This window comes from Roseivirga thermotolerans (assembly GCF_014653175.1).
GTDB classification, from domain to species: domain Bacteria; phylum Bacteroidota; class Bacteroidia; order Cytophagales; family Cyclobacteriaceae; genus Roseivirga; species Roseivirga thermotolerans.
In genome coordinates this window covers 1252058-1265506 of record NZ_BNAG01000001.1, presented here as the reverse complement: position 1 = coordinate 1265506, position 13449 = coordinate 1252058, and the positions used below count along the sequence as shown (strand labels likewise).

Annotated in this window: 11 protein-coding genes; 9 read left to right on the top strand and 2 right to left on the bottom strand. The window is 43.7% G+C overall.

Annotation, left to right across the window (positions count from 1 at the left end; translation table 11 throughout):
* Positions 1 to 17 precede the first annotated feature (17 nt).
* The gene (gene mutS, locus IE164_RS05450; RefSeq protein ID WP_189629162.1) at positions 18 to 2624 is read right to left on the bottom strand and encodes a DNA mismatch repair protein MutS; all 2607 of its coding nucleotides are present in this window, start codon (positions 2622 to 2624) and stop codon (positions 18 to 20) included.
* Positions 2625 to 2900: 276 nt separating this feature from the next.
* On the opposite strand from mutS, the gene IE164_RS05445 reads away from it, so the two are divergent.
* From IE164_RS05445 to IE164_RS05405, 9 genes are all read left to right on the top strand, one after another.
* Positions 2901 to 3815: a DUF4382 domain-containing protein gene (locus IE164_RS05445; protein WP_189629161.1), complete on the top strand. Its 915-nt coding sequence runs from the start codon at positions 2901 to 2903 to the stop codon at positions 3813 to 3815.
* Between the two features lie 140 nt (positions 3816 to 3955).
* Positions 3956 to 6361 (top strand): ATP-binding protein, encoded by a 2406-nt coding sequence (locus tag IE164_RS05440; RefSeq protein WP_189629160.1) that lies wholly within the window; start codon positions 3956 to 3958, stop codon positions 6359 to 6361.
* Positions 6362 to 6392: 31 nt separating this feature from the next.
* Entirely contained in the window at positions 6393 to 7739 is a 1347-nt protein-coding gene (locus IE164_RS05435; protein WP_189629159.1) for a sigma-54-dependent transcriptional regulator, read from the top strand.
* A 231-nt stretch (positions 7740 to 7970) separates the two neighbouring features.
* Positions 7971 to 8540 (top strand): hypothetical protein, encoded by a 570-nt coding sequence (locus tag IE164_RS05430; protein WP_189629158.1) that lies wholly within the window; start codon positions 7971 to 7973, stop codon positions 8538 to 8540.
* A 24-nt stretch (positions 8541 to 8564) separates the two neighbouring features.
* Complete coding sequence (locus IE164_RS05425; RefSeq protein ID WP_189629157.1) at positions 8565 to 9485, top strand: Cbp1 family collagen-binding glycoprotein adhesin; 921 nt, start codon at positions 8565 to 8567, stop codon at positions 9483 to 9485.
* A 77-nt stretch (positions 9486 to 9562) separates the two neighbouring features.
* Positions 9563 to 10177, top strand: coding sequence for a porin family protein (locus tag IE164_RS05420; RefSeq protein ID WP_189629156.1), 615 nt, complete (start codon positions 9563 to 9565; stop codon positions 10175 to 10177).
* 186 nt (positions 10178 to 10363) lie between these two features.
* Positions 10364 to 11275 carry a Cbp1 family collagen-binding glycoprotein adhesin gene (locus tag IE164_RS05415; protein WP_189629155.1) on the top strand — a complete coding sequence of 304 codons (912 nt, stop codon included), beginning with the start codon at positions 10364 to 10366 and terminating at the stop codon, positions 11273 to 11275.
* 127 nt (positions 11276 to 11402) lie between these two features.
* A complete protein-coding gene (locus IE164_RS05410) occupies positions 11403 to 11936 on the top strand; it encodes an RNA methyltransferase (RefSeq protein ID WP_189629154.1) in 534 nt (177 codons plus the stop codon).
* A gap of 84 nt (positions 11937 to 12020) precedes the next feature.
* Complete coding sequence (locus IE164_RS05405) at positions 12021 to 12470, top strand: hypothetical protein (RefSeq protein WP_189629153.1); 450 nt, start codon at positions 12021 to 12023, stop codon at positions 12468 to 12470.
* 27 nt (positions 12471 to 12497) lie between these two features.
* Here the strand turns inward: IE164_RS05405 and IE164_RS05400 are convergent, their stop codons facing one another.
* Positions 12498 to 13448, bottom strand: a complete 951-nt coding sequence (locus IE164_RS05400) for a pyridoxal-phosphate dependent enzyme (RefSeq protein ID WP_189629152.1) — start codon at positions 13446 to 13448, stop codon at positions 12498 to 12500.
* Between the last annotated feature and the right edge of the window lies 1 nt (position 13449).

The window sequence follows — 13449 nt, the reverse complement described above, 5'->3', positions numbered from 1 at the left end:
GGCTATCTCAAAAAAAATTATTTTTTCAACTTACCCTTTATCTCGTTCAGCTTCAACAAGGCTTCTACTGGCGAAATGGTATTGATATCTGTTTGCTCCAGAATCTCTTTAATCTCCGTAAATGCCGGGTCAGCCTCAAAAAGTGTCATTTGATAATTGTTCTTAGGAATGGATTTAATCTTCTCGTCACTCTTATTCCGAATCTTATCCTTTTCTAGGTGTTGCATGATTTCTGCTGCCCGAATGACCACCTGATTGGGCATTCCGGCCATCTGGGCTACATGTATACCAAAACTATGTTCGCTACCTCCACGCTTAAGTTTTCTCATGAAGATTACCTTATCGCCCACTTCTTTTACAGAAACATTGTAATTCTTAATGGCCGGAAAGTCTTCCTCTAATTGGTTCAGCTCATGGTAGTGTGTGGCGAAAAGAGTTTTGGGTTTGAACTTTTTATGGTTATGCAAATATTCCACTATTGACCATGCAATGGATATACCATCGTATGTGCTGGTTCCACGCCCAATCTCATCCATGAGCACCAGCGACCTGTTAGAAAGGTTGTTAAGTATGCTGGCTGTTTCGGTCATTTCTACCATAAAGGTAGATTCCCCTTTAGAAAGGTTGTCGCTGGCTCCCACCCGCGTGAATACCTTATCGGTAATACCCAGGTTGGCCTTGCTGGCCGGCACATAACTCCCCATTTGAGCCATAAGTACAATTAAGGCGGTTTGCCTAAGCAAAGCGGACTTACCCGCCATATTGGGCCCGGTGATAATCAAAATTTGATGATTATGATCATCCAGAGAAACATCGTTAGGCACATAGCTTTCTCCCACGGGTAATTGCTGCTCAATAACAGGGTGACGTCCTTCGTGAATATCAATCACCATTTTATCACTCATTTCGGGGCGGCAATAGTTGTTTTGACGGGCCACTATAGCAAATGAAATGAGACAATCTAATGTGGCAATAAAGCGTGCATTTTGTTGAATCTGCCCTACATAGTCTCCGGCAAAAGCAACCAGTTCCTGAAAAAGGCGTTGTTCAATGACTTTGTACTGGTCTTCTGCGGTAATAATTTTTTCCTCATAGGTTTTCAGCTCTTCGGTAATGTACCGTTCAGCGTTCACCAGTGTTTGCTTGCGAATCCACCCTTCCGGCACTTTACTTTTGTGAGTATTGCTCACCTCCAGGTAATAGCCAAATACCTTATTGTAAGCAATCTTCAATGAGCTTATTCCCGTGTTTTCTATTTCTCTTTGCTGAATCTGGATGAGATAGTCTTTTCCGCTGAAAGCTATTTTGCGTAGTTCATCAAGCTCTTTGTCTATTCCTTCTTTAATAATACCTCCCTGATGCATGAGCATGGGGGCATCATCTTTTACCTCGGCCACAATTCTATCTACCAGTTTTTGGCAGGGCTGAAGTTGGTCGGCCAGACGCTCCAACGATTTCACTCCTGTGTTTTCCAAATAGGCCTTGATAGGAGCTATGTTCTCCAACGACTTACGCAACTGCAGCATTTCGCGCGGATTGATGCGTCCAACCGCTACTTTGGAAATCAGCCGCTCCAAATCGTTGATTTGCTCAAGGTGTTCAGCTATTTGGTCGCGCAGTTCCGGATTTTCATAAAATGCATCGACCACCGAGAGACGTTCTTCAATTCTGTTGCGCTCTTTGAGAGGCAAAACCAGCCACCGCTTCATGAGCCTTCCCCCCATGGGGGTAAGGGTATGATCCAGAATATCAATCAGCGGTACTCCTCCCTGATGTTGCGGATGTATGAGTTCCAGATTGCGAATGGTGAACTTATCCAGCCATACATATTTGTCTTCCTCTATGCGGCTAATGTTGGCAATGTGGCTTACCTCTTTGTGTTCTGTATCTTCCAAATAGTGTAAGATGCCTCCTGCAGCCACAATACCCAACTGCATTTCTTCAATTCCATAGCCTTTCAGGTTATTAGTGCCAAAGTGGTTGGTTAGCTTTTCATAGCCGTAATCGAAGGCATATACCCAGTCGTCTATAGTATAGGTATTGTAGTCGTCCCGGAAGTGAGCCTCAAACTGGGTTCTTTGATTTTTGGCATAAATAAACTCTGAAGGCATAAGGCCCTGAACCAGTTTATCGATGTATCCGGCACTTCCTTCAGCGGTTAGAAACTCTCCTGTAGAAAGATCGAGAAAAGCGGCACCCACCTGGTCTTTTCCAAAAAACAAGGAGCATAAATAATTATTGCGCTTTTGCTCCAACACATTGTCATTGAAGGATAGCCCCGGGGTTACTAACTCTGTTACGCCACGCTTTACTATGCCTTTTACTGATTTGGGGTCTTCTAGCTGATCGCAGATAGCTACCCGATTGCCGGCTCTCACCAGCTTTGGAAGGTACGTGTCGAGGGAGTGATGTGGAAACCCGGCCAATTCAATATGGCTGGCCGCACCGTTGGCTCTTTTAGTGAGTACAATATCAAGCACCTTACTGGCCTTTACGGCATCTTCTCCAAAGGTCTCATAGAAATCTCCCACCCTAAACAATAGCAGTGCACCCGGATACTTCGCCTTAATGGCATTGTATTGTTTCATCAACGGTGTTTCCTTAGCAGATTTGGATGAAGCCATAGGGTAAGAAATGCTTATGTGGTTGACTTTTTGAAAACTCAAAAATAGAAAATTCCCTCTGCCTTACTAGGGCTCAGTCTACTCATTTGCCAACAGTTTCCTGTACAGTTCGCTTTCCGCCTCAATTTCTTTTTCAAAATGAAAGAGAAATTCTCTCAATGATAGAAAAACAAAGGAATACGAAAATTTTACACACTGAATATCAATTACTTACGTCAATGGCATCAGTTTGGAAATAAGACTGGCACAACAATTTGAAACTAAAAACCCAAAACGATGAAAACTATTAAAACATTAATTGCAGCACTTATTGTCACCACAGGTTTTGTCTTGACGAGTTGCGATGACAATGATAATGAAATGAGTGGAACTGGTTCGGCCAGTTTTGAAGCTACAGATGCAGCAGTAGATGCTGAGAATATTTCAGGTGTTTACCTTTCGGTAGATGAACTTCAGGTAATTGCCAATGGAAAAGTAAAAAACACAATTACTTTCGAAGAGCCTGAAACGTTCGACTTAATGGCTTATCAGAACGGGCAAACCAAATTCTTAGGACAGACTGACTTGGATGCCGGAAGCTATGATGAGGTACGACTAATTTTGAACAGCACCTCTCAAGCCTGGGTAGAGTTTACTGACAATACCACCAAGCAGATTTCTGTGCCTAGCGGATCAACTTCAGGTTACAAAATCTTTGGAGACTTTGAAGTATTGGCCAACGGACTTTCTGAAATTGTATTGGACGTTGACCTTAGAAAAGCTTTGGTTAAAGAAGGAAATGGCGACTTTAAGCTAAGACCTACTGCCAGACTAGTATCTAAAGCCAATGCCGGTTCAATTCAGGGTAAAGTAGATATGGACGACATGCAGGATGCTGACAAAGTAGTGGTATATGCCTACCTTGAAGGAACCTACAACGAGGCTGAGCAAAATGAACCAGCTGAAGGTAGAACCAGATTTGAAGGATCTATTAACAGTGCAGTAGCCACTGCCACCGGTAACTTTACGCTGGCCTTTATGCCAGAAGGTAAGTACGAGCTGATTGTAGCTAAGTACAAAGAAAACCAGTTGAACAACGAGGTAGAGTTTGAATCGTCTACCAAAGTAGAAGTTGAGATCAACGGTAGTGTAATGTCGGCCTTCAATGTAAAAGCCCGATCAGTTACCAGCCTGTTAATTGACATATTCTAATGCATAGAACATAAACCCAAAAGACCCTGCTCAGTCAGGGTCTTTTTTTCACTAGTCGATAACAATAGTTCAGGCCAGGAGTTAAATAAGTTACAAACGTCACTTTTTAATTAAAAGACCTTCTACTTATTTAGCCTCTTATGAAAATTATTGAGAGAAGGACACTCGCCTGGATTGTTAATATCGCGCTTCCCGTAACTACGGTAGTGGTTCTCTTTATGGGTTATAAAGCCTATACTAAACTCAACACCATGGTAGATACACTGGAAGAGAGTGCCAAGCCCAATTATAATTTGATTACCCTGAACGAGTTGTCCTTCTACATCAATGAAATGGAAAGAAACATAGATGCCTACAGAGTGGACTCCCGATCGAATCATATGAGATCGTTCAACACCGCGCTCGATGAGAGCCTATACCTTATAGACTCTTTAAAAGAAACCATAGACGACAACAGAGTCGTAGGCCTTTATGATTCCCTATCCAGCCTGCTAGGTCAGTGGGCCAAGGTGCAAACCCAAATAGGGGCACTAAACTCAGATATTCTTGAGAGTACTTTAGATGACCTAACCCAGAAAATTGCACAACTACCCGAAACATTGGCCGAAGATGACACGGCCACCATACCCGAAGAAAAGAAACGTTTCTTGGGCAGAATTTTTGGCAGGAAAAAAAATCAACAAGATACTACCACACGTCCTAGCCAATCGGAACGTTTGCAAAAAGAAATTTTAGCTGAACTATCCAATGCCAAGTCTCAAAGCAGCCGCGAGGGCGATGCCCTCAAAAACAGACTGGCCAATCTCAGCCAGGAGTCGGCTCAGCTACAGAATGAAATTGTTTCGCTCATTAACAATCTGGAAGCCATAGAAGTAGAGAAAGACCAACAAAACGTGAAAAATGTGGAGCTTCTGGCTAAAGCCACCAACCAGGAAATTGTAGTTTTTTCGGCACTCACTAGCATTCTTTTGCTCATTACCATTGTAACCCAAGTAAACTACCTGGCCAGAAACAGAAAATACCAACAGGCCTTACGATCGGCCAAGCGCAATGCCGAAGAGTTAGCGCATGCCAAGGAGCGCTTTCTGGCCAATATGAGCCATGAAATAAGAACCCCAATGAATGCCATTGCCGGCTTCACCAATCAGCTTCTTAAATCGAATATGTCGCCCGAGCAACGCGATCAGCTAGAGGTAGTAAAAAACTCTTCAGACCACCTCATTCACCTGCTCAATGATATACTGGACCTATCTAAACTCCAGGCCAATAAAGTTGAGTTAGAAAAAGAACTCTTCGATGTTCGAGCTACTCTGCTGGAAGTAATCCGCATTTTCGAAGACAAAGCATCGGCCAAAGGCCTCAAACTAAAATCTGAGTTTGAAGGAGTACCCAAATATGTGAATGGTGACCCTCACCGATTACGGCAAATGATTACCAACCTGGTACACAATGCCATAAAATACACTGACAGTGGTTCTATTACCCTAAGCACCTCGATCCAACAAAAGACCGACAAGCAGGTGACCCTTAAAATTAGCGTGAAAGATACCGGTGTGGGCATACCAAAAGAAAAACAGCAGAAAATATTTGAAGAATTTGAACAGGCCCAGGCAAGCGACCAAAGACAGGGCACCGGGCTAGGGCTGGCCATTACCAGTATGCTCGTTAACCTGCATGGCGGCAGTATAGACATCGATAGCGAGGTAGACGAAGGCACTGAAATGATTCTTTACCTTCCTTATGAAATTGGCGAGGCTCTGACTCCCAAAAAAGATAAGGCCAAAACACCGCAAATACACCTGAAGCAATTAACTATACTCATAGCAGACGATGAGCCCTTCAACTTAAAACTACTCGAAGCGGTATTCAAGAGTCATGAGGTAGAGCTTACTTTGGCCAATGACGGGCAGTCGGCTTTAGAAGCCTTACTTTCGCAGCCTTTTGATATTGCCATACTCGATGTGAAAATGCCGGGCATGAGCGGTTTTGAAGTGGTGGAACAGCTTCGCAAAAATGATGGCCCCAACCAAAAAACACCAACCCTGGCGCTTACCGCCACTATTTCTGACCAAGAGCGCCTAATGAGTAAAAAAATTGGTTTCGACCATATTATGCGTAAGCCATTCGATGAAGCCGAGTTTCTTGAAGCCGTACACCAACTTACTGCTCAAAAAACCAAAACCCGTAACGGCATTCAGCATTCACAGCATATGAACGGACAAAGTCTTTATGATCTTAGCACCTTAAAAAGCATTGGAGACAAAGATTTTGTAACCGAAATGGTGAATACTTTTAAAATTAGCGCTGCCAAAAGCATCAGAAACCTATACAAAGCCGTAGACCTCAAAATAAGGTCGAGCATTAAAGAAGAGGCCCATAAAATGCTTCCGCCTGCCCGACACCTCAGTGCCAACAGCCTGGTGTCATCTATAGAAAAACTACAGCGCATGGCAGAGCAGGCTAGCTTCGAAGAAATCAATGAGCAGATTAAAATTGTAGAAGAAATCTACTCGCAGATAAAAAAAGACTTAGAAAGCCAGGTTTAAGACCTTACTTTTAACTACTAACTTTTTAGCGATGAACAGCAGTTCTTATTCCATTTATGTTGTCGATGATGACGATTGGTACAGGAAACTTTTGGTATACACCCTGGAGCTTAACCCCGATTTTAAGGTAACAGCTTTTGAAGATGGCACCACGCTACTGAAAGCCGTAAAGAAAGAGCGGCCCGAAGTACTTACGCTAGACTATCGCCTGCCCGATATTAATGGAGAAGACCTCCTCAAGCAGGTGCTTAGCATTTCTCCTCACACCAAAGTGATCGTAATTAGTGAGCAGAGCGAAATTGAAACGGCCGTCAGCCTGCTCAAATCGGGAGCCTTCGATTACATTACCAAAACCAAAGACATTAAAGAGAGACTTCACAATGTGATTAAACACATTCGGGAACGCTCCGACCTGGAAGAGCGCATTGAAGAACTTCAGACAGAAGTACAGGGTAAATACGACTTTCAGAAATCAATAATAGGGCAAAGCGAACCCCTAAAGAAAGTCTTCCACCTGCTTCAAAAAGCTACCTCTACCAATATTTCAGTAATTATTAATGGAGAAACCGGTACCGGTAAAGAAGTAATAGCCAAGGCTATTCACTACAATTCAGACCGTAAAAACAATCCTTTTGTGGCGGTAAATATGAGTGCCATTCCAAAAGAACTGGCAGAAAGTGAGCTATTTGGTCACGAGAAAGGAGCCTTTACAGGAGCCGCCAGCCGACACATAGGTAAATTCGAACAGGCCAAGGGAGGAACCCTTTTTCTTGATGAAATGGGCGAAATGGATAAAACCCTTCAGGCCAAAATACTTCGGGCACTGCAGGAACGCGAAATTGTACGTGTGGGTGGCAAAGACACCATTAAAATTGATTGCCGCATAATTGCCGCTACTCACCGCGACCTGCTGAGCGAAGTAAAAGAAGGCAACTTTAGAGAAGATCTTTACTTCAGATTGTTTGGACTTACCATTAACCTGCCTCCATTGCGCGAACGAGGCAAAGACATTTTATTGCTGGCCAAGCACTTTATTAAGGCCTTCTGTAAGGAAAATAATATGGCTGAAAAGAAGCTCTCCTCTGAAGCTAGCAAAAAGCTTATGGGTTATGGCTACCCCGGCAACATTCGCGAACTAAAATCGGTAGTAGAGCTTTCGGTAGTAATGGCCGAAGGCGACACCATTCAGGCTGAAGACATTTCTTTCGGAACAAAAGATATCATTGCCGAATTCTCCGGTGAAGAAATGACCCTGAAAGAGTACAACCTCAAAATTGTAAAGCACTACCTACAAACCTATGATGACGACATTAAGCTAGTCGCTCAAAAACTAGACATAGGACAATCCACCATCTACCGTATGCTCAAGGAGATGTAATCTCAAAAATTTTGTCAAACTGATAAAAAGCCTCTCAAAAGTAGAGGCTTTTTTATTTATTACCATCATTAACTACTGTAAATCAGTTAGTTACATTGGTTTCTATTGTTGGTTTCATTTTGGCATAATCAAAGGCAAATGAATGAGCGCACTGGCGCAAAACCAAAACAAAACCGAAATACTCAACAGCCTCAGGCCTCATTCAACCAAATGAACTAAAAACATAAAACCATGAAAAAATCAACATTAACCATACTTGGAATTGCCGTGATGATCATGGCACTAGTAAGTACAACCAATAAACTCAATGCCGCTACCGACCCACAACCTGAAGACTCTGTGATATACCGAGACCCCATGTTGCAAGTAGCCAATAACTACGGCATCAACGCACTGGGTATTAGAGCCGTGGGTACTACCGGGCTCACCTACAAGCATTTTAATGCAAAAGGAAATGCCTTCGAGGCCATTCTTGGATTTGGCAACAACTCGTTCAGCATTACCGGTTTGGCCGAAAAATATGCAGCGCCATTCGACTCTGACTACCTGGAGCTTTACTACGGTTTTGGTGGCCATGCTGTCTTCCAATCCGATTCAAACCTCGGGGTAGATCGCAACCGGTTTGACGATGCAGATGATGCCTTTGGCCTGGGGGTAGATTTTATTTTGGGCCTTGAGTTGATGATTCCTCAAACTCCGCTGGCCTTGAGCTTAGACATTAAGCCATTCTTTGAGGTGGCCACTACGGGCAATGCCTACTTTGGAATTGACCCCGGATTTGGAGTAAAAGTATTCTTCTAGAATAAACCATAAAACCGCATAACCATGAAAAAGACAATGTTAAACAAAATAAAACTGCCCATGGCACTGATGCTCTCCGGAGCTGTGGTGCTCAGCAGTTGTAGCAAGAAGAAAGATGAGCAAATTGCTCAGCAGTCTAGCCAGATAGAAACTATTCAGCAAGAACTAGCTGAGAGGGACTCAACATACAATGAGTTGATTGGAATGCTTAACAAAGCAGAGGAGCAAGTAGCTGAAATTTCAAGGAGAGAAAACCTGGTGGTGAGTACTTCCGGTGAAGAAGGAAAAAAGAAGGAGGGCCAACTGCTAGAAGAATTACAGCTAATTGACGAACTGGTAAAGGAGTCGAATGCCTCTATTCAGAACCTGAAAGCTCAGTTAAAAAAGAGCAATGTGCAACTCAATGCCTTCCAGAACAGGATCGATAAGCTCTCTGACATGCTCGATGTTCAGAAAGAAACCATTACGCAGTTGAGAGCCGAAGTAGCCAGCAAAAATCAACAGATTGAGCTGATCTCTTCTAAGTACGACTCTATACAGATTCAAACGGTAGACCAAAAACAGCTTATTGCTGAGCAAACCAGAGAAATTGAATTGCTCAATGACACCAACAACAAGCTTAACAAAGTGCACTACGCAGTAGGCACATTCAAAGAGCTAAAAGAAAAAGGGCTTGTTGATAAAGAAGGAGGCTTCTTATGGATTGGCCGAACCATTGACTTAAAGGCCACAGCCAACACAGAAGACTTTGTTGAAACTGACATAAGAGAGTTTTCTGAGCTCAAAATAGATGCTTCCAAATTTGAACTGGTAACCGAACACCCTAAGGATTCCTACACCATTGTGCAGGATGAAATCAACGAAAACGTAAAATACCTGAAGGTGACAGACGCCAAAAAATTCTGGGAAATTTCGAATTACCTGGTAGTTACTACCAAAGGATAATTCCTCAACAATAGATCGGTGCCGACCCGGTCATTACGGGTCGGCACTCACCTAAAACAACCCAAAACATAACAACCATGAAAACGCGAAATATTTTATTGATAGTACCCATGTTGCTCCTTACCATCGGTTTAAAAGCCCAGGGAGGCTTTGTTATAGGAGCGAACATGTCTAACCTATACATAGATAATGTAGACGATGAAAATGCCAAAATAGGTTTGAACCTGGGCCTTTACAATCGCTGGGATTTAGCCGGCAATGTGGGCATTAGACACGAGTTGCTCTACAGCCAGAAAGGGGCATCGGCCTATTACAACAACTTCTTTCAGGGAAGTGGCACTTATAGGTTCAACCTCAACTACATTAAACTTCCCGTCATGCTATCGGCCAAAGCCGGCTCGCTAGACCTCCATGCCGGACCCTACATTGCCGCCCTCATTAGTGCCAATGTAAAAGATGTAGACAGCAACGGCAACATCAACCAAATCACGGAATTAGACAGGGACGATTTCAATACACTCGACTATGGTGCCGCGCTAGGACTGGCCTACACCTTTAACGGAGGCCATATATCGCTAAGGTACAACTATGGTATGAGAGAAATTGGTCGTAGCGGCTCCTTTGCAGGAGAAGCCACTGAAGATGCTAAAAACTCTGCATTAACGCTGAGTTTAGGTTTAGGTTTTAAGTAGACAAGCACAGGAGGCAACAGCCGCCTACGGTGGCGCTGCCTCCACCTTAACGGGGTAAGCCGGGCGCTTTTGTGCAACACTAACCATAACCCAAACCACCAACAACCAACCCTTAACCCCAGTTTCATCACATTCCGAAAACGGAAATCGTAGTGAATTTTTTTGAACCCTTTAAATAAAAGCAAGATGAAACAAACAATGAAAGTAGGCATGGTACTGCTAGGCGCCCTTACCATAGCCATGTGGTTCGGAATATCTTCCGTATCCAAAAAAAAAGAAGTGCTCACCAACCAATACACCGAACTGGAGGCGGAAATAATGCAGAAAGAATTGGCATTTAACGACATCCTGACCCTCTATGATAAGGTGGAAGGACAGATAGGTGATATCCTGGAGAGAGAAAGGCTTGTTCAGCAGCACAATGCCGACCAGCTCGATAAGCGCAATCCGCAAAAAATCTTTAAGCAGATTAGCATGATTGATGACCTTATCTTTCGGTCGAAGCAAGACTTACGCCAGCTCGAGGATGAAGCCAAAAGTGCTAACCTAAAACTAGGGCTTTTTGAAAAACGAATTGCAGGCCTGCAAGCCGAACTCAGCACACGTTCTGAAACAATAGCTTCGCTAAAAGAAGAGCTCAGTAAAAAAGATGAGTCGCTTGCAAAACTTATTGTTGAGCAAGATTCACTCCACAGCACTATACACGCCCAGTTGGAAAACCTTGAACAGCGATCGTTAGAGGTAAAGCAGCTCACCGCTCAAAACAATGAGCTCAACAAAAGCTACCTCGCCATTGGCACATACGAAGACCTAAAAGCCAAAGGAGTAGTAATGAAAGAAGGTGGTTTTCTGGGCTTATTTGGCAAGGCCTGGAAACTTCAGGAAGAAGCCGATGAAGCTGCCTTTATGACCGTGGACCGGAGAAACCTGCAACGCCTTAGAATTGAAGCCTCTATGCTCGACCTGGTGAGCAGCCATCCGGAAGGATCTTACCAAATACTGCCGGGAGAATCTGAAGCCGAAAAGGTATTGGAGATTACCGATCCTGAGCGCTTCTGGAAGGTTAGCAAATACCTGGTGATATCAAAGAAAATTTGAGTTGTTGGTTGGTGTTGATCCCGAAACCCTTTTCGGGACACGAAGCCCGGCTGGAGAGTCGGGCTTCTCCTATTGATAGGGTAAGTCTGGCTCTCCTGGGCTCCAAAATCTTTTCTATTTTTGAATCATGCGAAAAATCAGTAACGAGGAGCTCAACAGACCCGATATAGAAACCTTTAGAGAACTACCCAAACACCCCATAGTTTTGGTTTTGGACAACCTCAGAAGCATGCACAATGTGGGGTCTGCTTTTCGCACGGCCGATGCTTTTGCTATTGAGGCCATCTATCTCTGTGGAATTACCGCCCAACCACCACACCGCGAAATCCATAAAACGGCACTGGGAGCTACTGATTCGGTAGAGTGGAAATACTTTGGCTCCACCAATGAGGCTTGTGAAGATTTGAGAAAAGCGGGCTATCGCATTGCAGCCGTTGAGCAGGCAGATCAAAGTATTCTGCTAAATGAGTTTAACCCTCTGCCTGACGAAAAGCTAGCTCTTGTTTTTGGCAATGAGGTATTTGGTGTAGAAGAAAGCATTGTTAAATCGGCCGATTTGTGTTTAGAAATCCCTCAGTTCGGCACTAAACATTCCATAAATGTAAGCGTTAGTATTGGGGTGGTTTTGTGGGACATCCTCAGCAAAGTAAGGCGAGCCTGACCCCCAAGCAAAAGTGCTTGTATTGACTGCTCATAACATTACCGTATTTATATGCTATAATTGGCTACATAACACTAACCCATTATGAAAGACATTAACAACAAAGGAAGAGTAAACCGGTTTAAGTATCTGCTCTATTTCTACGGGCTTTTTGTGCTCTTCATGTTTGTTTACACTTTTATTATAGCTCCTGATTTACCACGACTCATTTTACTTGCCGCATTTGCTCCATTGTTTGGCTTTATGTCTTCATTTGTCAATTGGCCCGTATATGTGCATGCTACAGAAGCCGATGGCGGAGTGGTTATTAATACGCAAAAGCTCTTTTCCAAAAAAAGAAACTCGCTGGTGGTTACCAAATACAACTTCGATAGCTACTTTGAAACAGACCATCTTCACATTGGCCTCAACGTGCTTGATGAGGAGGAGAAACTTAGAAAGCACAGAATAAAAGTGAGTTGGCTACGACTCAAAGACCTGCGTGCTTTAGAAGAAAAACTGAAAGAGATTAATCCCTATGCCCCGGTAAAATAGCCTCTGGCATTCCTGTATACTCCCTAATTAAAAGGGCAGCTTCCCTAGGTCTATATTGCCTCCGGTAAGAATGACGCCCACTTTTTGACCTTCGAACAGTTCTTTATTTTTTAAGATGGCGGCAAAAGGAACTGCACAAGAGGGCTCAATGACAATTTTCATTCGCTCCCAAATCATCCGCATTGCATCAATTATTTCTGAATCAGAAACCACCAATATCTGCTTTACAAGAGGCCTAATTATCTCAAAATTCTTGTCTCCCATAGTAGCCAGAAGTCCATCGGCAATACTTTTCGGTGCGTCAATTCTCACAAGCTCTCCCTTTTGCATAGAAAGATACGTATCGTTTGCTCCCTCCGGTTCACCGGCCAATACTTCTACCTTGTCATTCAGGTAGTGCGCAGTCAATGCGGTTCCGGCCAGCAGGCCTCCTCCACCAACCGGGGTTATTAAGGTGTTCAATTCGGGCAATTCTTCCAGAAGCTCTTTGGCACAAGTGGCCTGCCCTTCAATAACCTTAAAGTCGTTGTATGGCGAAATAAATACGGCTCCTGTTTCTTTCTGAATTCGTGCAGAAGTTTCTTCGCGCGATGCCTGAGTAGGCTCGCAAAGTGTAATATGAGCTCCATAGCCTTCTACAGCCGCAATTTTTACCTGCGGAGCGGTTTTGGGCATAACAATGTAAGCTGGTACACCGGCCATTTTCGCTGCCAAAGCAATGGCTTGGGCATGATTGCCCGAACTGTGCGTGACAACCCCCCTGGAACGTTGTTCTTTGGGTAGTGAAAAAACAGCGTTTATCCCTCCTCGTGCTTTAAAGGCACCTATTTTCTGAAAGTTCTCACATTTAAAATAAAGCTCTGCACCTACTATAGTGTTAATACTTTCTGAGCTGAGCACCGGTGTACGGTGAATATAGGGCTTAACCCGCTCATGGGCCTGCTCAATATCTTGCCACGATACATTAAATGTTGCCATG

What these genes read in the sequence shown, in the direction of transcription:
- IE164_RS05405 (WP_189629153.1), top strand. Translation starts at nt 12,021, where the DNA reads ATGAAAGACATTAACAACAAAGGAAGAGTAAACCGGTTTAAGTATCTG.
- IE164_RS05445 (WP_189629161.1), top strand. Translation starts at nt 2,901, where the DNA reads ATGAAAACTATTAAAACATTAATTGCAGCACTTATTGTCACCACAGGT.
- IE164_RS05425 (WP_189629157.1), top strand. Translation starts at nt 8,565, where the DNA reads ATGAAAAAGACAATGTTAAACAAAATAAAACTGCCCATGGCACTGATG.
- IE164_RS05435 (WP_189629159.1), top strand. Translation starts at nt 6,393, where the DNA reads ATGAACAGCAGTTCTTATTCCATTTATGTTGTCGATGATGACGATTGG.
- mutS (WP_189629162.1), bottom strand. Translation starts at nt 2,624, where the DNA reads ATGGCTTCATCCAAATCTGCTAAGGAAACACCGTTGATGAAACAATAC.
- IE164_RS05430 (WP_189629158.1), top strand. Translation starts at nt 7,971, where the DNA reads ATGAAAAAATCAACATTAACCATACTTGGAATTGCCGTGATGATCATG.
- IE164_RS05440 (WP_189629160.1), top strand. Translation starts at nt 3,956, where the DNA reads ATGAAAATTATTGAGAGAAGGACACTCGCCTGGATTGTTAATATCGCG.
- IE164_RS05420 (WP_189629156.1), top strand. Translation starts at nt 9,563, where the DNA reads ATGAAAACGCGAAATATTTTATTGATAGTACCCATGTTGCTCCTTACC.
- IE164_RS05400 (WP_189629152.1), bottom strand. Translation starts at nt 13,448, where the DNA reads ATGGCAACATTTAATGTATCGTGGCAAGATATTGAGCAGGCCCATGAG.
- IE164_RS05415 (WP_189629155.1), top strand. Translation starts at nt 10,364, where the DNA reads ATGAAACAAACAATGAAAGTAGGCATGGTACTGCTAGGCGCCCTTACC.
- IE164_RS05410 (WP_189629154.1), top strand. Translation starts at nt 11,403, where the DNA reads ATGCGAAAAATCAGTAACGAGGAGCTCAACAGACCCGATATAGAAACC.